General features: G+C 46.4%; 21 protein-coding genes. 12 read left to right on the top strand and 9 right to left on the bottom strand.

What is annotated here, in order from left to right; genetic code table 11:
• Positions 1 to 2: 2 nt before the first annotated feature.
• Entirely contained in the window at positions 3 to 821 is an 819-nt protein-coding gene (locus D5E69_RS11865) for an SDR family oxidoreductase (protein WP_148795164.1), read from the top strand.
• Positions 822 to 858: 37 nt separating this feature from the next.
• A complete protein-coding gene (locus D5E69_RS11860; protein ID WP_048003685.1) occupies positions 859 to 1,644 on the top strand; it encodes a glucose 1-dehydrogenase in 786 nt (261 codons plus the stop codon).
• A gap of 93 nt (positions 1,645 to 1,737) precedes the next feature.
• Here the strand turns inward: D5E69_RS11860 and D5E69_RS11855 are convergent, their stop codons facing one another.
• The gene (locus tag D5E69_RS11855) at positions 1,738 to 1,953 is read right to left on the bottom strand and encodes an IDEAL domain-containing protein (protein WP_048003684.1); all 216 of its coding nucleotides are present in this window, start codon (positions 1,951 to 1,953) and stop codon (positions 1,738 to 1,740) included.
• A 293-nt stretch (positions 1,954 to 2,246) separates the two neighbouring features.
• Here D5E69_RS11855 and D5E69_RS11850 point away from each other — a divergent pair, with 293 nt between their 5' ends.
• Entirely contained in the window at positions 2,247 to 3,017 is a 771-nt protein-coding gene (locus D5E69_RS11850; protein ID WP_048003683.1) for a PAS domain S-box protein, read from the top strand.
• Positions 3,018 to 3,164: 147 nt separating this feature from the next.
• Here the strand turns inward: D5E69_RS11850 and D5E69_RS11845 are convergent, their stop codons facing one another.
• Together D5E69_RS11845 and D5E69_RS11840 are read right to left on the bottom strand one after the other, a co-directional pair.
• The gene (locus D5E69_RS11845; protein ID WP_159129699.1) at positions 3,165 to 3,941 is read right to left on the bottom strand and encodes a YibE/F family protein; all 777 of its coding nucleotides are present in this window, start codon (positions 3,939 to 3,941) and stop codon (positions 3,165 to 3,167) included.
• Positions 3,938 to 5,041: a YibE/F family protein gene (locus tag D5E69_RS11840; protein ID WP_231888750.1), complete on the bottom strand. Its 1,104-nt coding sequence runs from the start codon at positions 5,039 to 5,041 to the stop codon at positions 3,938 to 3,940. Before D5E69_RS11840 ends, D5E69_RS11845 begins: the two co-directional genes overlap by 4 nt.
• 308 nt (positions 5,042 to 5,349) lie before the next feature.
• Here D5E69_RS11840 and D5E69_RS23390 point away from each other — a divergent pair, with 308 nt between their 5' ends.
• From D5E69_RS23390 to D5E69_RS11830, 3 genes are read left to right on the top strand one after another with little or no spacing between them, the layout of a single operon-like run.
• The gene (locus tag D5E69_RS23390; RefSeq protein WP_187427058.1) at positions 5,350 to 5,508 is read left to right on the top strand and encodes a hypothetical protein; all 159 of its coding nucleotides are present in this window, start codon (positions 5,350 to 5,352) and stop codon (positions 5,506 to 5,508) included.
• Positions 5,505 to 6,266 carry a YdcF family protein gene (locus D5E69_RS11835; protein WP_159129698.1) on the top strand — a complete coding sequence of 254 codons (762 nt, stop codon included), beginning with the start codon at positions 5,505 to 5,507 and terminating at the stop codon, positions 6,264 to 6,266. The genes D5E69_RS23390 and D5E69_RS11835 overlap by 4 nt, the downstream gene beginning before the upstream one ends.
• A gap of 20 nt (positions 6,267 to 6,286) precedes the next feature.
• Positions 6,287 to 7,345: a DmpA family aminopeptidase gene (locus tag D5E69_RS11830; protein ID WP_063191546.1), complete on the top strand. Its 1,059-nt coding sequence runs from the start codon at positions 6,287 to 6,289 to the stop codon at positions 7,343 to 7,345.
• On the opposite strand, the gene D5E69_RS11825 is transcribed toward D5E69_RS11830, so the two are convergent.
• Positions 7,342 to 7,827: a hypothetical protein gene (locus tag D5E69_RS11825; RefSeq protein WP_082824355.1), complete on the bottom strand. Its 486-nt coding sequence runs from the start codon at positions 7,825 to 7,827 to the stop codon at positions 7,342 to 7,344. The genes D5E69_RS11830 and D5E69_RS11825 overlap by 4 nt on opposite strands.
• 276 nt (positions 7,828 to 8,103) lie before the next feature.
• On the opposite strand from D5E69_RS11825, the gene D5E69_RS23830 reads away from it, so the two are divergent.
• Complete coding sequence (locus tag D5E69_RS23830) at positions 8,104 to 8,238, top strand: hypothetical protein (protein ID WP_262370498.1); 135 nt, start codon at positions 8,104 to 8,106, stop codon at positions 8,236 to 8,238.
• 56 nt (positions 8,239 to 8,294) lie between these two features.
• Here D5E69_RS23830 and D5E69_RS11820 read toward each other — a convergent pair whose 3' ends face one another.
• Both D5E69_RS11820 and D5E69_RS11815 read right to left on the bottom strand, forming a co-directional pair.
• Positions 8,295 to 9,755, bottom strand: a complete 1,461-nt coding sequence (locus tag D5E69_RS11820) for a DHA2 family efflux MFS transporter permease subunit (RefSeq protein WP_048003678.1) — start codon at positions 9,753 to 9,755, stop codon at positions 8,295 to 8,297.
• Positions 9,752 to 10,348, bottom strand: coding sequence for a TetR/AcrR family transcriptional regulator (locus D5E69_RS11815; protein ID WP_159129697.1), 597 nt, complete (start codon positions 10,346 to 10,348; stop codon positions 9,752 to 9,754). The genes D5E69_RS11820 and D5E69_RS11815 overlap by 4 nt, the downstream gene beginning before the upstream one ends.
• A gap of 164 nt (positions 10,349 to 10,512) precedes the next feature.
• On the opposite strand from D5E69_RS11815, the gene D5E69_RS11810 reads away from it, so the two are divergent.
• From D5E69_RS11810 to D5E69_RS11795, 4 genes are all read left to right on the top strand, one after another.
• On the top strand, positions 10,513 to 11,445 hold the full coding sequence (locus D5E69_RS11810; RefSeq protein WP_159129696.1) for an aldo/keto reductase: 933 nt from the start codon (positions 10,513 to 10,515) through the stop codon (positions 11,443 to 11,445).
• A gap of 212 nt (positions 11,446 to 11,657) precedes the next feature.
• Entirely contained in the window at positions 11,658 to 13,793 is a 2,136-nt protein-coding gene (locus tag D5E69_RS11805; RefSeq protein WP_159129695.1) for a peptidoglycan D,D-transpeptidase FtsI family protein, read from the top strand.
• 159 nt (positions 13,794 to 13,952) lie between these two features.
• Positions 13,953 to 14,366, top strand: coding sequence for a hypothetical protein (locus tag D5E69_RS11800; RefSeq protein ID WP_048003675.1), 414 nt, complete (start codon positions 13,953 to 13,955; stop codon positions 14,364 to 14,366).
• 107 nt (positions 14,367 to 14,473) lie between these two features.
• Complete coding sequence (locus D5E69_RS11795) at positions 14,474 to 14,704, top strand: hypothetical protein (protein WP_048003674.1); 231 nt, start codon at positions 14,474 to 14,476, stop codon at positions 14,702 to 14,704.
• A gap of 39 nt (positions 14,705 to 14,743) precedes the next feature.
• On the opposite strand, the gene D5E69_RS11790 is transcribed toward D5E69_RS11795, so the two are convergent.
• Complete coding sequence (locus tag D5E69_RS11790; protein ID WP_231578754.1) at positions 14,744 to 15,589, bottom strand: TetR/AcrR family transcriptional regulator; 846 nt, start codon at positions 15,587 to 15,589, stop codon at positions 14,744 to 14,746.
• Positions 15,590 to 15,797: 208 nt separating this feature from the next.
• Here D5E69_RS11790 and D5E69_RS11785 point away from each other — a divergent pair, with 208 nt between their 5' ends.
• Positions 15,798 to 17,336 (top strand): DHA2 family efflux MFS transporter permease subunit, encoded by a 1,539-nt coding sequence (locus D5E69_RS11785; RefSeq protein WP_048003672.1) that lies wholly within the window; start codon positions 15,798 to 15,800, stop codon positions 17,334 to 17,336.
• A gap of 141 nt (positions 17,337 to 17,477) precedes the next feature.
• Here the strand turns inward: D5E69_RS11785 and D5E69_RS11780 are convergent, their stop codons facing one another.
• Both D5E69_RS11780 and D5E69_RS11775 read right to left on the bottom strand, forming a co-directional pair.
• Positions 17,478 to 17,648 (bottom strand): CsbD family protein, encoded by a 171-nt coding sequence (locus D5E69_RS11780; RefSeq protein WP_048003874.1) that lies wholly within the window; start codon positions 17,646 to 17,648, stop codon positions 17,478 to 17,480.
• 163 nt (positions 17,649 to 17,811) lie between these two features.
• Complete coding sequence (locus D5E69_RS11775; RefSeq protein WP_213085544.1) at positions 17,812 to 18,078, bottom strand: SDR family oxidoreductase; 267 nt, start codon at positions 18,076 to 18,078, stop codon at positions 17,812 to 17,814.
• Between the last annotated feature and the right edge of the window lie 399 nt (positions 18,079 to 18,477).

Genomic DNA, 18,477 nt, shown 5'->3' with positions numbered 1-18,477 from the left:
TTATGACAGCCAAAACCATTGTAATAACCGGTGCTTCATCAGGAATCGGAAAGGCGACTGCCCTCCACTTTGCTGAAAATGGCTGGAATGTGGCGGCCACCATGCGAACTCCGGAAAAAGAGATTGAACTTAGGAAAAACGGGAATATACACTTATACCGGCTGGATGTAACGGATCCTGGCAGCATCGAGGCAGCCAGAGATCAAATTCTATCCGACTATCCAAAAGTGGACGCAGTACTGAATAATGCAGGGTTCGGACTGATGGGCCCGTTCGAACTTGCCGAGGATTCTCAGATTAGGAGGCAATTCGAGGTCAATGTGTTCGGGCTCTTTGAAGTCACAAAAGCGTTTCTTCCACATTTCAGGAAGAATAGAGACGGGATGTTCATCAATGTTTCTTCCCTGGGCGGAAGAGTTGCATTCCCCTATTTAAGTTTGTATCATTCCACCAAGTGGGCGATAGAAGGCTTTACCGAATCCCTGTATTTTGAATTGAGCCAGCTCGGTATCAAGACAAAACTTATTGAACCAGGGGGAGTGGCCACTGATTTTGATGGTCGATCATTGGAGAAAACCTCATCAAAGACCATAAGGGATTATGACCCTGGAATGGAAACCTTCCAGGAGCGGTTCGTTTCCAATATCGAATCGAGTGAACCTCTCACCATTGCGGAGGTTGTTTTTGAAGCAGCCACCGATGGCACGGACCGGTTACGCTACGCTGCTGGACAAGATGCCGTTCAATCCCTTGAGGCACGCAATCGTGCAGGAGATGAAGCGTTCATTAAGGTGACTAAAGAACGTTCTTTTGGTAAATAACAATCAAAGAGGAAACCAACAACAGGAGGGAAATAGTATGTATCAAGATTTAAAAGATAAAGTTGTCGTTATTACAGGTGCATCCAAAGGGTTGGGTCGTGCGATGGCCGTTCGTTTTGGACAAGAGCAATCAAAAGTTGTGATCAACTACCGCAGTAAGGAAGAAGAAGCCCTTGAAGTTAAAAAAGAAGTGGAAGAAGCGGGGGGCCAAGCCATCATCGTTCATGGTGATGTCTCAAAAGAAGCGGACGTGATCAACCTTGTCCAAACAGCCGTCAAAGAATTTGGTACACTGGATATCATGATCAATAACGCGGGCTTCGAAAATCCAGTGCCATCACACGAGCTATCATTGGATAACTGGCAGGCGGTCATCGATACTAACCTGACCGGAGCATTCCTTGGCAGCCGAGAAGCCATCAAGTACTGGGTTGAAAACGACATCAAGGGAAATGTCATCAATATGTCTTCGGTTCATGAAATGATCCCATGGCCGTTATTCGTTCACTATGCTGCAAGTAAAGGCGGCATGAAGCTGATGACTGAAACACTTGCCTTGGAATATGCTCCAAAAGGCATCCGTGTAAACAACATCGGACCAGGTGCCATGGATACACCAATCAATGCAGAGAAATTCAACGACCCTGAACAGCGTGCAGACGTTGAAAGCATGATCCCGATGGGGTATATCGGTAAACCGGAAGAAGTCTCATCCGTAGCTGCCTTCCTCGCTTCAGAGCAGGCAAGCTATGTTACAGGTGTGACACTATTCGTTGACGGTGGAATGACGAAATATCCTTCCTTCCAAGCCGGAAGAGGATGACCAATTAGATAAAATAAACGGAAAACCTCCCTATTTACAGGGAGGTTTTCCGTTTATTTATAGAAAGAGCAATCACGAATGGTTTAGAAAATACTACATTGCATATCCATATTGTCGATGGAGATCGTTTAATTCTTTACACAATCTTAGAAAATCGTCTTTGTTTTTCTCACATAGCGCACGGTCAATTTCCTGTTCAATCTTCTCTTTACGGAAATTCAGCAGAGCCTCGTCCAGGATCATTTCAGCTAGTAAAGAGTGGATACTGCTTTCATCAGACTGCGGTGAGTTCAATAAATGCCTCTTCATGACTATCAGCTCCTTGACCTTTTTTCTATTATACAATAATTTTACATAATATTCAAACAAATTAATTCGCAACCCATAAAAGCACAAGAAAGCTCATATTGTCAATCACGCCCCTAGAGAGGGTCACGCTTTTCATATGAGCCTTGGGAGACATGTTCATGCCTCCCATCATCTATACTACGATATGAAACGCGTTTCATAGCAAGTACCTTCATTAAAAGATGAGAAACCGAGGGAACTTCCTTGCGTGGTCTTACGATAACCTGTATCGTTGAGGAGAAGGAGTGAGGAACGTGAGTGAAGCCATATCTACTATAGACTATCGAGAGGTCATCGAATATTCACTCGAGCCTGTCATCATCCATACAGATTATCAAATCCTGTATATCAATCGTGCAGCAGAATCGTTCTTCAGGACAACGAAGGAAGAAGTCATCGGTCTCAGTCCCCTGGATATTTTCCAGGATTCATCGAGAGAGGCAATCAAAGAACGGATACAGTCTGCCTATATCAAACCGGCTGATGTGATCGTAGAACTTCTCTATCGTATGGACGGCACATCAGTCGAAGCCGAGCTTTATTGCCATCCTGTCACCGTCGCAGGTAAACAAGCGATCCAGTCATACATACGCGATATCGGATGGAGACGCGAAGCAAGCCTAAGGCAGAATGAGTTAATCAAGGAAATCAACGAATTATCTGCGACCATCGTTCCCCTACTTGATGATATCGCCATCCTTCCGTTGACCGGAAAGGTCGATCATGATAAAGCCGTAGCCCTGTTGGATTTAATTCCGGTTAAAGTCCGGAATCAGCAGATTACGCACCTGATCATCGACTTCTCAGGTATGTATTCTGTAGATGATCTTGTGATCGACACGCTGTTTAAAGTTCATCATGTATTGGGCCTACTTGGGGTCGAAACGTTTATAACGGGACTTCGCCCTGAGCTCGTGCTTGAAGCTTTGAACCTGGATATCGATCTTTCCAGCCTCCCAGTCACAGGAACCGTCAAAGAAGCTTTGGATATCCTAGAGATCAAGCATGATGTCCACTCGTCATAAAATGGCATTAAAATCAAACTATAGTATGATTAAATCAAATTATATAGGGAATACTGGTAGTACATCTTGCTCAAACACATAGCAAAGCCCCGTGCATATACGGGGCTTTTTTTTTATGGAGATGATGCGTTGGGAACACTCCTTCAATCAAAGGGTTCTATTCCTGCCCTGTTTCTTTTTATCAAGGAAGTAAGCCGTGAAGCCAGCTGTGATGGGAATGGCAAGGGCCATACCGATGGCAGAGGAGCCGATGAAGATCATTTCAGAGCTGAACACTTTGGAATTAACGATATCCCCTAGTGAGTACTTCAGATCCTTAAACCAGATCAACAGCCCCATGTATCCTCCGAAGAAGGCAAAGAAGAGCGTATTCGCGCTTGTACCGAGAATATCCCGTCCGATACTCATTCCTGCTGCAAAAAGAGAATGGCGATCAATATCCGGATTATGATAGTTGATTTCCTGCATGGGCGAGGCTATTGCAATGGTCAAATCGATGATGGCGCCAATGGTGCTCATAAGGATCATGGCTGCACCAATCTTGACAAAGTCCACCCCTACATAAAGAGAATAAGGTGCAAGCTCTTCGATTTCTTCTTCTCCGAACCCCTGAATCATCGCCTGATCGGTAAATAGGAGGATGACGACGAGAAGGATGCAGGTGGTCACAATGGTGGCAAGGAAGGCCGTTATCGTCTTGGTGCTAAAACGGCTGATGTAGAATAGCGTGATGGAACTGATCAATGCAGAGGCGAAGAGAGTGACTACGACGGGATTGGCCCCCGGGTTATTCATGATGATGATCGAGAGGATGAGCACAGTGAAATTGAGGAAGAGCGCGACAAAGGATCGTGCCCCTTTTTTTCCTCCGATCACAGTCATGAGTATGAAGAGAATGACGGCCAGAATGAATTGAACGGTCATGACACGGCCCTCCTTCGATTAACCAAATTGATGGAGATGAATATTCCGATGGGAATCGCCAGGACGATACCGATCCCTCCCGTGAGTGCACGGGCAAGCTCCAAAGAGAGGTTCATCGATAAGGTGAAACCAAGGGGGGAAGCATTCTTGAAGTAGAGAATCAGCATGGGCATGGCACCGCTGATATAAACGAAGAACATGATATTGGTCATCGTGCCCATGATGTCCCGACCGATTTCAAATCCCGCTTCCTTTAAAGCCTTTGTACTGATTGAAGGATTTTTTTCATACAGGGTGAAGATAGATGCAGATAGGGTGATCGCCACATCCATGACGGCACCTAGACAGCCCACAAGGATTCCAGCCATAAACACGGTCTCGGTCGGCCTGGTCAGAAACTGCATCTCCTCATATCTCAGACCATTTGCTGCAGTGGCTTTGATGACGATGAAACTGATCAACAATGTCACAAAGGTGGCAACCAGTGTGGAAATGACCGCTGCATAGGTTTTGCGATTGAAGCCGTTTACCAACAGTAGTGAGATGGAAGTGAACAGGAGCACAGCCAGACCGCACACTCCCAGCAATCCGATCCGGTCATGATTCAGATAGCTATCAAGAGCGAACGAAAGAATGACTGCATTGACGCAAAGGGTTCCGAGAGAATATAAGCCTTGCCGTTTCCCTACAAGTATCATCAGGAAAATGAAGACCCATCCGATGATTACGAGGTATGTATCACGCTTAACATCATCTATCGAACCTCTTAACTGACCCTGCCCATCGGTCTGTTCGTTGATCGAGACAAACAAGTCATTGCCTGGTTTGTATTCTTGATCGTACGCCTTCGACCTCGAATACGTATTGGATAGGAGAATACTCCTTCCCTTCTCGGGACCGTTCTTCACCGTAGCAAAGACTTCCTGTTCATACAGTCGATCTTCGTTCCCATTGGGGTCGGTGACGTCCCGTGTTCCGGTTATTTTCACGCCCGTCACTTCCGCAATGGATCGATCATAATAGTCTTCATTATGGTAGACGAAATAGATGGATAATACGCATAGTGCAACAAGAACGATGTAAAATAACCATTTTTTCATGTTGTTTCGTTTTTTTACGTTCATATTTGATTCATCACTCCTGAGCTGAAAAGACGTCTTTTATTATTCCACATCTTCTTCTTTCAAGCAAAAATATCTCATGTGAATGGACTTCCTATCTTTTGGGGCTAGGCCTTTCCATATTCAATCACAAGGGGTTTGCAGTATTCCTACCAAAAAGATGCATCGCAATATTCACGATAACAATAGGTGTTTTCTGTGTTTTCATTCTTTAAATAAGCATTGTCACATTGTAAGTAATTTGAAATAATGGATAGGATCAAAAGTGTTTTTGGGAGTGATGAATCGTGAGTAACACATGGTATGGCTTTATCCTGCTTATCGTTGGGGTCTATTCTTATTTTTCAGGGGAACTGGTGACATTTATTATGCTCTCCCTGATTCTGATCAGTTTGAATAATATCAATCACACATTGAAAAAGCGTCAAAGCGGCAGAGAAGGATGAAGATGCCGGGAATCAAGTATAAGAGAGGCTTCTTGATTCCGGTCCTCCTTGGGGCTTTCGTGGCGTTCTTGTCCTTCGGTGTGACGTTCGGCTTGCTGTTCATACTGGCGAATGTTTTGATTATCTATCTATTGTTTGTTTTTCGTTTACGGAAACGGTCGTGGTACTACCGCTTGATAGGTGGAGCCTATCTTATTTTTCTGGTGACGTTTGCAGGGGTAGAGGGATACATCTTAAAGGAAGCCTATGACGGACCCGGGAATCTATCCGGAGACTATGATGCAGTGCTCATCCTTGGTGCCGGTTTAAAGGGAGAAGAACCTTCGAAAACTCTCTTATCCCGCCTGGACACAGCGGAAGAAATTCTGAAAGTCCGGGAAGACCTGCCTGTGATAGTTTCCGGAGGTCAAGGGCCTGGTGAATCCATCACCGAGGCAGAGGCCATGGGTCGGCATCTCGTTGCAAACGGGATCGAAGAGAGCCGGATCATATACGAAGAATCATCCACCAATACATTTGAAAATATGCTGTATTCCCGGCGGTTGCTGGCAGAAGAAGGGCTGACGGAGGGAAAGGTCCTGATTGTGACCAATGACTTCCATCTAGCACGGTCCAAAATGCTGGCCAGGGATGTGGGACTTGAGCCATCCGGGTACTCAGCCCCGACGCCATGGTTAGTGAGGGTCAACTATTACATACGTGAATTTTTCGCCATGGTCAAAACATTCCTGCTTGGAAGAGGTACACTGGGTGGATAAATCACAAGGAGGAAATTGACATGACGAGACGAATCAGGGACTACGGAGTCAAAATAGGAAGAATGAGAACGGGAAAGCACAACTCCATTTCCGATGTAAAGGGAGTGACTGTCGGACATACGACCATTGATGATGGGCCACATCAAACCGGTGTCACTGCCATCCTGCCCCATCAGGGATCTCTCTTTAAAGACAAGCTCATAGCCTCTTCCCATGTGATCAATGGCTTTGGTAAAAGCATGGGGTTGATCCAGATCAATGAACTGGGCACACTTGAAACGCCAATCATTCTGACGAATACACTGAGCATCGGAGTCGCCGCTGATGCACTGATAGATTACATGCTTGATAACAATCCGGAGATTGGCAGAACGACAGGGACGGTGAATCCTGTCGTTTGTGAATGCAATGATATGCTGCTGAATGATGTCAGGGCCAAGGTGGTTCGGAAGGAACATGTTTTCGATGCCATACACAAAGCTGGAGAACAAGTAGAGGAAGGCAGTGTGGGAGCAGGAAGAGGCATGCTCTGCTATTCGTTGAAAGGTGGAATAGGTACTTCCTCTCGAATCATTCCCCTCGATCACGGCACCTACACCCTTGGCGTACTCGTGCTCTCAAACTTTGGGATATTAAGCGATCTTATGGTAGGAGGGAATCCTGTAGGGGAGAAGTTGAAAAAGGCCATCCTTCAGGAACGTGAGGAAAGGGATAAAGGATCCATCATCATTGTGGTCGCAACGGATCTTCCTGTATCGGAAAGGCAACTGCACCGGATCATCAAACGATCCATCACCGGCTTGTCCCGTACAGGATCCATCATCACCACGGGGAGCGGCGAGGTGGTGGTCGGATTTTCCACCCACACCACCATTCCGCATCTTCAAAGCGGGAAGTTTCTATCCATCCCGGTGATTCATGAGGATGATATGGATGCTGCGTTCAGAGCCGTTGGGGAGGCAACGGAGGAGGCGGTCCTCAATTCCCTTGTCACGGCTTCCCATGTCATCGGTCGTGATGGTCACGAAAGACCTGCGTTCAAGGAACTCATTGAAAAACACCAGATCCCGTTGGTTTAGTGTTGCTTTCGGATGATCCGGAGGTGAATGGGCAGGATGAACCTGTATACGATCAGATAAAAGATCGGGGATACGTATAGGATGAGGGGAGAGACCACTTTCATATATCCGGAATACTCCATGCCTGCCTGTATGAGAAATGATAACAGTGTGAATAAAAATGAATTTCTCCAACGCTTTTCATGAGTCGTCAGGTTCAGGTAAAGAATGGCGAGTGAAGCAGGAATGAGAGTATAGCTAAGCACCTCACCGATGCCCGTGATCTTGGCGTCTCCTAGATCGACCCAGTCAAGGACCCTCATGACCAGCACATCTGAAAGCCAGGCAGCTAATCCAACGACGCCGAATGTGATATAAAGTTCTACCCAGGAGAGACATCGTTTCGGCTGAATCAGCATGCATACTGCTAAAAGCAGGCTCACGGTGATGGGGAACCACAGCCCTGTCGCTCCGAAATCCAGTCTGTGGATGATCGTATCCATGATAAAAGCAACTCCTTGAATCCTATGAATGATCGTACTTACCGTATAGTATGATGAAACTCCCTTCATCTTATCCATCTGCAAGGAGGTAGAAGATGACATTTAGCATCATTTTTATTCTGCTCATTATCGGACTTATTATAATGGCGTTAGGAGCTTGGCGCCGTAGTATTTGGATCATTGTTCTGTCGATGGTCCCTTTCCTGGTTGGGATATGGGGCATTTATTCCATCTTTCTTGGCGGGATGTAAACCTGATTGAAAAGGAGATGGAAGCATGGGCCCATTGGGCATCATCACATTGTGCATGAGCATAGCGGGACTCGTTGCCTTTGCCAACATGATCGTTCTTTCGATCAGATTGGCAAAGGTACAAGGAGATCTGGAAGAATTGAAGGAAAAGGTAAGATGAGTTAAATGAAATAAAAAAGGTGCACGACTTAGTATGAAGTCTGTGCACCTTTTCCGTTATGAAGAGCTCATAGGATGATCGACTTTCACCCGCTTGACGAATAGTCCGACGATGAATCCGACAACCGCAGCGATAATGGCAAACAGGAATGCATTTTGTACACCTGATGTGAATGCAAGAAGCGGGGTTAACGGATTCGAGAGATCCGCACCGCCTTCCAAATAAGATTTCACGCCAGAAGAAAGAATCGAGATTGCAACAGCCGTTCCGATGGCACCGGCAACTTGTTGAAGAGTGTTCATGATGGCCGTTCCATCAGGATAAAGCTCAGGTGGCAGTTGATTCAACCCATTTGTCTGGGCGGGCATCATGATCATGGATACACCGATCATAAGCAGGATGTGCATTCCGACAATGAAGTAGGAAGACGTATCAAGGTCCACTGTATAGAAACCGGCAAGTGATGCGATGACGATGGCAAGGCCAGGTATGACTAGCCATTTAGGACCGAAGCGGTCGAACAGGCTTCCCATGATCGGGGATAGCAATCCATTGATGATCCCACCCGGCAATAAGAGAAGACCAGCGGCAAAGGTCGTCATGGCAAGTGACGTTTGCAAGTATAGTGGAAGCAGGATCATGGATGACAGAATGACCATCATGCAGATCAAAACAAGCAGCAATCCGACAACGAACATTGGGTATTTGAACGTCTTCAGGTTCAGCATCGGCTGAGCCATGGTTCGCTGTCTAAGACAGAAGACGATAAGCCCGATGACTCCGGCGGCAATGGAAATGATGACGACAGGTTCACTCCAACCTCCGCCTTCACCAGCTGAACTGAAGCCATACACAACACCACCGAATCCGATCGTGGACAGGATGATGGATAAAATATCGATTTTTGGTCTTGTCGGTGTCGATACATTTTGCATGAAGAAGATACCGAAAACCAGTGCAACCAACAGGAATGGCAGTGAAATCCAGAAGATCCAGTGCCACGTCAGGGATTCAAGGATCAAGCCGGACAGCGTAGGACCTACCGCCGGTGCAAACATGATGACGAGTCCCATGAGCCCCATGATCTTACCGCGCTTATGTGGCGGGACAATCAGGAGAATGGTATTAAACATCAACGGAAGCATCAGTGCGGTACCCATTGCCTGCACGACACGTGCCACCATCAGGAAGCCGAAGTTCGGGGCGATGGCTGCAATGAAGGTCCCGATGATCGAGAAGACCAGTGAGACGACAAACAGCTGTCTCGTCGTGAACCATTGCAGAATCAGTCCAGAGACAGGTACCAAAATCCCAAGCGTGAGAAGGTAACCCGTTGTCAGCCATTGGGCGGTTGTTTCATGAATGCCGAAATCCTGGATTAAATTGCTCAATGCCATGTTCAGTGCCGTTTCACTGAAAAGGCCGATGAATCCGGCGATAAGGAATGATGTGAGGATCGGAAGAACCTTATAGGTTCCTTCGCTCTGTGAAGAGGTGTTCGATTGACTATGACTCATATGTGATTGTCCTCCTGTACTAAATTCTCTCTATGAAGTAGGATAGGTATTTGTTCAGCTATGATACGAAGTGTATCTCTGTTTCCGGCGATCAGCGAGATGGTGGTGGCACCTTCGAGCAACGCGTTGATTGTGATGGCAAGGGGCATGGCCTCTCTTTCAGGGTAACCCCTTGAAGTCAACGCTTCGGCATAAAGCTCCTGCCATTCTTTGAAAGCAAGTTCACACGTTGATCGCAGCTCCTCATGCGTAGCGGCTGTTTCGGACGCAAGGGTCCCGATCTTCAGCCATTCCGTATCGTTATCAGAATCATAAAAGTCAGCGATATTAAGGATATGTCGTTGGAAGGCTTCGGATGCATCTTTATCCTGTTGAAGATCCACTTTTGTCTGTTCGACAATATGCTCTTTCACCAGCTTGATCGCCTCTTGGGCAATCTGCTCTTTTCCGTTTGGGAAATGGTAATAGAGGGAGCCTTTCGGTGTCCCGCTCACTTCGATGATCTGATTGATGCCGGTGCCATGATAGCCCTGTTTTTGAAATAGCTGTGCTGCCGTCTCGAGAATCAGCCGCTTCGTAGGATTAGTCTTCATTAAAAGCTCACCTTTACTAAGAATTATAGAGATTGGTCTACATAAATATACTCAATCGCCCCTTGCATAGTCAATCAAAAGATTCCATATGTTTAAATTCCTCTTCGATAAGGGAAAATGGGGGAGTGTATCATCCAGTGATTGAATCAAAGGAGTGAAGCAAGATGCAAAATAAGGTGAACCTAGGTCATTCAGATGTAAAGGTATTCCCCATAGGTCTTGGAACCAATGCAGTGGGCGGGCACAATTTGTTCCCGAATCTTGATGAGGAAGAAGGAAAAAAAGTCGTCCGGACTGCTCTCGATCGTGGAGTAAACCTGCTTGACACCGCTTTTATCTATGGACCGAAACGGTCAGAGGAACTTGTTGGTGAGGTCATCAAAGACTATAAGAGGGATGAAATAACCATTGCAACAAAAGCCGCCCATCAGTTGGATGAGGATGGTAACGTCACAATCACCAACTCCCCCTCATTCCTTAAACAATCCGTCGACGAGGCTTTGAAACGTCTGCAAACGGATTACATCGATTTATTCTATATTCATTTTCCTGACGAAGATACACCAAAGGATGAAGCGGTCGGTGCATTGAAAGAAATGAAGGATCAAGGAAAGATAAGGGCAATCGGTGTTTCCAATTTCGATATTGGACAGCTAAAGGAAGCGAACAAGAACGGTCATGTGGACGTACTACAGGCTGAATATAATCTCTTGAAACGATCCGCCGAGAAAGAGCTGCTTCCCTATACGGAACAACACGGCATCACATTCATTCCGTATTTCCCCCTTGAAGCGGGACTTCTAACGGGGAAATACAAGGAGACCGACACGTTCGGGGACCTGAGAAAAGATATGCCGAACTTCCATGGCAGTACATTCAAGTCCAACCTTCAAAAAGTAGAAGAGCTAAGGCAGCTGGCAGATGATAAAGGGGTCGAAATCAGTCAACTCGTCCTTGCTTGGTATTTCTCCCGCCCCTCCCTTGATGTCCTCATTCCAGGTGCAAAGAGACGGGATCAAGTAGAACGAAATCTCAAAACAATGGACGTGACACTTTCAGAAAACGAAATAGCGTTCATCGATCGGGTATTTTCCTGATTTCCCCGAGACCCGGCAGCTCTTATGGCTGCCGGTTTTTTCATTTTAATAAAGAATGCAAACGTTCCTATTCCTATTATTGATCAAAGTTAATGGTAGAAAAATAAAGAATTTTTCTATACACTAGATAATGTTACGTTTTTCACATGAAGGAAGTGTCGTAGAAAGTGAGAAAAAGCAGCAAGAAATCCAAGAAAAAAAGCATCGTTCCCATGAGGATGAACCTGTTGTTCCTTTCCGTGTTCTTATTGTTTTCCCTGCTCGAGATGAGATTGGGTTTTGTCCAGATCGTCCACGGTGAAAACTACAAGAACGAAGTGGAACGAACGGAAGATGTTGTCGTCAAGACGAGTGTTCCACGCGGAAAGATTTACGACCGTTACGGGAATGTCATTGTGGACAATGTTCCACTGAACGCCATTACATATACGAGGACAAGTACGACCTCCATCGACGAAATGATCGAAGTGGCAACGAACTTATCCAAGTACATCACGATGGATACAAAAGGTGTGACCGTACGCGACAAAAAGGACTACTGGATCACCAAGCATCCGAAGAAGGCAGAGGCTCTTGTGACTGAAAATGAGATCCAAAAGCTCCAAGCGGATGAGGAACTGTCGACGGATGACGTGAATGATAAGGTCTACAAGATGAAGTTGGACCGCATCATGGATAAGGAACTTGATTCCCTGACAAAGAAAGACCTTCAGATCATCTCGATCTATCGTCAGTTTGCTGGAGGATATGCCCTTAACCCACAAATCGTCAAAAACGAAAACGTCACGACAGAAGAATTCTCCAAGGTCAGTGAACACTTGAGTGAACTTCCGGGAGTGAATACCACGACGGACTGGAAACGTGCTTATGTATTCGACGATACGCTCAGGACCATCCTTGGGAATGTATCTTCATCGAAAGAAGGTCTCCCGAAAAACCTCATTGATGCGTACCTTGCCGAAGGTTACAACCGCAACGACCGCGTCGGGAAGAGTTACGTAGAACTGCAATATGAAGATGTGCTCCAAGGACAAAAAGAACAGATCCAGGATATCACGAAGAATGGAAGCGTCATTGATTCCAAACTCGTGCAATCGGGCCACAGCGGTAAAGATGTCGTCCTGACGATTGATATGGACCTCCAGCGGGAAGTCGAAAAGATCATTGAGGACGAGTTGTCCAAGCAGGTTGCCCACAGGGACGTGTCACCGAACCTTGACCGGGCATTTGTGGTGATGATGAATCCCAATACCGGTGAAGTCCTTTCCATGGCAGGAAAACAGTATGTGAAAAATAGCCAGACGGGGAAATATGAACTGCAGGATGCGGCCCTCGGGACGTTCACTTCTTCATACGAAGTGGGTTCAGCCGTTAAGGGTGCCACCGTCCTGACAGGTTATATGACGGGGAATCTCACCCCTGGTGAGACATTGGTCGATGAACCTCTTCATATCAAAGGTACACCCGTAAAATCTTCATGGTTCAACAAATATGGGCAGATGCCGATCGATGATCGATTCGCTCTCAGGATCTCTTCCAATTCTTATATGTGGAAAGTGGCCCTCCGAGTTGCCGGTGCAGAGTATGTGCCGAATGAACCGATCGTCAATAATCCTCATGCATTCGACGTATTCCGTAATCACTTTGCCCAGTTCGGATTGGGCGTGCAGACGGGACTGGACCTTCCTGGTGAATCATCCGGACTGAAAGGGACAGCAACGGATCCAGGTTTCCTTCTGGATTATGCCATCGGCCAGTTCGATACGTATACCACAATGCAGCTTGCTCAATATGTTTCCACAATCGCCAATGGTGGGTACCGGATTGAGCCTCATGTCATGAAGGAGATCAGGGAACCCTCGGAAGATAAGAAACGGCTGGGATCCATCGTATACGAAGACGAGCCGAAAGTGTTAAATCGTATAGATGCCACTTCAGCCCAAATCAACCATGTACAACTTGGATTCCACGATGTGTACCATCTTCCGAGAGGAACAGCGTATACCGAGTTCAACAGTGCACCGTATGATGCGTCGGGTAAATCAGGGACAGCTGAAACGTATGTGAACGGTCAATTGAACTACAATACAACGATTATTGGGTATGCACCGTCTGATAACCCTGAAGTGTCCTATGCCGTTGTCATCCCTTACTCTCACATCCAGGCAAGCGGGGTAGCGGATCCGTACTTGGATAAAAAGATCGGGAAGCGCGTGATGGATAAGTACTTCGAACTTAAAAAAGAACGTGCAAAATCCTCTGACAATACAAATGATGTCAATAAGAAAATCGAAAATGCAGACGATGCTGAAAAGCAGACGAAACAGGTTAGAAAAGAAAGCAACTGACAATGGACCCCTTTCATGTGAAAGGGGTCTTTTTCAACAATAAGGCCCATCTTTATAATCTTTACAAACTCTTCATGGAATCCTTACACACAAGGAGCTTCGCATCCGTTATAGTAAAAGTACGAAAGATAAGGACTATATCCATTGGAGGGATTCATCATGACCCATCTGAGCGAATTGATCAACCACCACATCGTCACAGCCGAAGTGCTCTATCAAGACTGGAAAAAGTCCAGGGATGTCATCGATCATCAAGTCGAACAGTTGGAATTTTTATCTCTCAAATATTATCCCGCTTGTGAATGGTACTTCCAACACGATTACCCGTTCAAGCACCCTTCCATCGAAGCAGAAGCCTATTTCGGTCCGATCCTCGGATATGATGAACAAAAAAATGATCTTTACGTATACCACGTCATGGATTTGAAAGTAAAACGCATCAATCTCGATACGAACACCAAAACGGTTGTGTCATTCACTGAACTCGTGAATGAGGGGCATTATGAAGATGCATGCAAAGGATTCAGTCACATCGAAGTGCTCACGGATTTTCAATTGGATTATCAACTATAGACGCCTTGGAGCCACGATGCCCCAGGGCTTTTTTTATGGGAACGTGACCAGGATGAAAAGCGCAGGGGATCCATTGTGAATAGGATGGAGGAGAGAGGAGGGAATACATGCCCAACATGGAATCCAAAGGTCCTTATTATGGCCAGGCAACCTCTCCAGATACATCGTACGCCTACGGTCCATTTTCCCTTGCCACGTTCTATCCCCCCATCCCAAGACGACCTGGTGCACCCATCCTGTCACCAAAGGGAGTAGGCTATGGTTGTTACACAGGACCAGGCAGATATGGAACGGTATTAGGACAGGGAACGCCGTTTTTTTTCGTCAGCCTGGCATAAAGAAAGCCATGCAGGATCCAATCTGCATGGCTTTTTGTGTTAATCGAAAAAAGAGTGTATAAGAAGATTCAATTTGTCCAGCGCTTCCTCGGAAAATCGGTCGTTCTGACGCAATGTGTCCATCGCACTCTCAACAAGGAAGCGGCGGGGCTTCGGATGATGAAGCATTTCATCGCGAATGAATTCAAGAAGCTCTGTATATCTCGGCGTATCACAAAGCGGTTGCTGTTTCATGGAGAGAATGACGTGATGCAGCTCCTTCTGAAAATCGGGATCCTGATCCCTGAAGTCCGGCATCCATTGATCAATCAGTTCATAGTCGAATAGCTGCTCTCTTGACTCAGAGGCTTCCTCCACCACCCGGACGATCCGGTTGACGCTATACTCCACGACGGCGTGCAGATTGGCATCAGATCCTTCAAATGCAAAGGAATGATACTTCAGGTTCTGATGCAGGATACCAATGAACATAATCGTGCAATCAAGCAAATACGTCTTCTTCTCCTCGCCGAACAAATCAATGAACCGCTGATAATACCAACGGAGCATGCGAAGCTGGCCGCGATGGAAGAATTCCTTCAGGTCTTCATCATGGAGAACGACCACTTCGTCGAACAACGTCAATAGTTTATTCGAGCGGTTCGTTGCTACCTGAAGTTCGATTTGTTGGATGAAGATATCGAGATCATCGGCACTCTGTCCGATCAAGAGGTCATTCCGTTCTTTTTCAAGCTTCATATATATGGATTTGAACAATTCCATCAACAATTCATTTTTAGATGAAAAATAGTTGTAAAATGTACCTTTGGAAATACCGCTGTAATTCAGGATATCCTGGATGCTCGTGGCCAGGAATCCTTTCTCGATAAAGAGCTGATGAGACATTTTTATCACGTGCAACTTACGGTCTTTCATACAATCATCCTTTATACATAAACTACCTGTCTAGTTGTAATAGTACCGCAAATACTCGGGTTCTACAAACCCTTACGCAATCCGAAATTTTATGATTGCAAATTATAAACCAGTGGTATATGATGTACTTTGTGAAACAGAAGTCTAATAAATTAGACCCGTAGTACAGGAGGAGAAAATGGAACAGAAAATCAATGCAACAGGTAAACGCCCGCCATATGGAATTATTGCCATTTTAATGATAGGAGCTTTTATCACGTTTTTAAACAATACACTATTGAACATAGCGCTGCCATCCATCATGAAGGATATGGAGGTACAACCATCCACTGTCCAATGGCTTGCTACAGGCTTCATGCTGGTGAATGGGATCTTGATTCCCGCTACGGCATTCCTGATCCAGAAATATTCCGTTCGACGCCTGTTCTTGGCAGCCATGCTGCTCTTCACAGCAGGTACGGTACTTGCAGGGACTGCTGAAATCTTCCCTGTCCTGCTCGGCGGAAGGATGCTTCAAGCATCAGGTTCTGCCATCATGATGCCGCTACTCATGAATGTCATGCTCGTAAGCTTCCCGGTTGAGAAGAGGGGAGCGGCGATGGGTGTGTTCGGCTTGATCCTTATGTTTGCTCCGGCAATCGGTCCGACTCTATCCGGTTGGATCATCGAGCATTATGACTGGAGGATGCTCTTCCACTTCATCACGCCGATTGCCATCGTCGTACTGCTCATCGGATTCTTCAGACTTAAGGATAAAAAAGAGAAGCTTGCCATGAGATTGGATCTCTTCTCATTGCTTCTATCAAGCATCGGATTCGGTGGAATCCTTTACGGCTTCAGTTCTGCAGGGGACAAAGGCTGGGATAGCCCGTATGTGTACGGAGCAATTGCCATCGGTGTGATTTCCCTTGTCATCTTCATCATCAGGCAATCACGTCAGGAGCGCCCGATGTTGAACTTCAGGGTGTATCGCTACCCGATGTTCGCCCTTTCTTCTGCCATTGCCATGGTCGTCAATATGGCGTTGTTCTCCGGTATGATCTTACTGCCGATCTATGTACAGACACTTCGTGGCATCTCACCGATGGATGCCGGACTGCTCCTGCTGCCGGGTGCCATCATCATGGCGATCATGTCACCGATCACCGGTCGTCTCTTCGATAAATTCGGTGGACGCATCCTTGCCATGACAGGTTTGGCCATCACGGTCGTCACAACCTATGCATTCAGCAAATTGACACTTGATACAACGTACACGCATTTGATCATCCTTTATTCCGTGCGGATGCTTGGAATGTCCATGGTCATGATGCCTGTATCCACGAACGGATTGAACCAGCTTCCTGCCCGCTATTATCCACACGGTACAGCAATGAACAATACGCTGAATCAGGTGGCAGGTGCCATCGGTACGGCCTTGCTCGTGACGGTCATGTCAACGCGCACCACGACTCACGGGGAAGAGCTTGCTGCTGAAGCCCTTCAGAAGGCAACCAGTGGTCAGCCGACAGCCGCAGCCATGGCCGAAATGAAAGCTCAGATCGGCATGCAGGCAATGCTTGAAGGAATCAACGATGCCTTCCTGGTTGCCACCTTCATAGCCGGTGTAGCATTGATTCTTTCCTTCTTCATCAAGCGTGCCACACCTTCTCCGGACCCGGAGGGCGCACCTCAGACGAACGAACCGAAAGCAACAACCAAGCTGGCTGAAAATTGATTTAAAAACCGATGGCCCTGTCAGGGTCCATCGGTTTTTTTTGTGTAGGTGTATGTTCGAAATCAGCAAAGGGATGGGAGGGACTACTATCAACAGACTAAAGGGAACCTCCATATGGAAGTTCCCTTTATGTATGCCTGCTTATTTTTTGAAGGATTCCTTCATATCTCCATATGCTTCCTTCGCTTTTCCTTTCCCTTTTTCCATGCGTCCTTTGGTCTCAAGGGATTTATCATCCGTTGCTTTTCCCAGTTGCTTTTTAGCTTCACCTTTATCCTGTTCTACATTTCCTTTTACTTGATCTTTATTCATGTCGATTACCTCCTTATTAAGATACATCTTATATACCCCTTTTTTCAGATCTAAACCCCATTGATTGAAATTTCATCCAGCGATCCTGGCAAGAGTCATCTTGAAATGAATACAGGAGATGAAAAGGAGTTGTGGTACACATAAAGCGTCGTAAACCCGTACATCACCGCTGTTCGTTTCCGCCTTCCGCATGCTCCTTATAATGGTTCCCCCAGTGTGGACGAGTGCCATCTGCGTCTGTGTATCCATATGCGTCCGAGAGCGCCCATGTGCTGAGGGATTTACCACTGAAGCGGGATACCTCCGGATCCAGTACAAGAAGTATCATCTCTCCTCCGATAGATGACGGGGATTGCGATGCAAGGAAGTGGGGGGCGGTCGAGGCACCTTCCCGCCAGTTTTCTTCCGACACTCCGAACAATTCAAGCATGGCTTCACAGCGAAGGAAGCCTGGAGTGAGGGAGAGGGCGGTGATGGTTTATCAGCCAGCTCTGTGGCAAGTACTGCGGCAAGATGTATCGTGAACACCTTAGCGAGGCTGTAATAAAGGTTTGCTCTGTAGCCATAGTCCGTTCCGTCGGTGATTTCCACAAACAGAGCTGAACGGTTCCTCTTCAGGAGAGGGACTGCATGGGCTAGCGTGATGATATGGGCGTGAACGGCCAGTTTTTGCATTTGAAGGCCTTTAGTGAGAACATAATCCCTAGTACATTTGAAATTAATGTAAAAAAAGTCATAAGTAATGATAATTAAGGTCCTGATACTGGGGAAAGTGCCGTTTTTACGGAGGAGGGAACATTTGTTCTGTTATAGGAAGACTAAGCCAGAA

The sequence above is a fragment of the Rossellomorea marisflavi genome (assembly GCF_009806575.1).
Classification (GTDB): Bacteria; Bacillota; Bacilli; order Bacillales; family Bacillaceae_B; genus Rossellomorea; species Rossellomorea marisflavi_A.
This window is presented reverse-complemented; position numbering and strand designations above follow the sequence as displayed.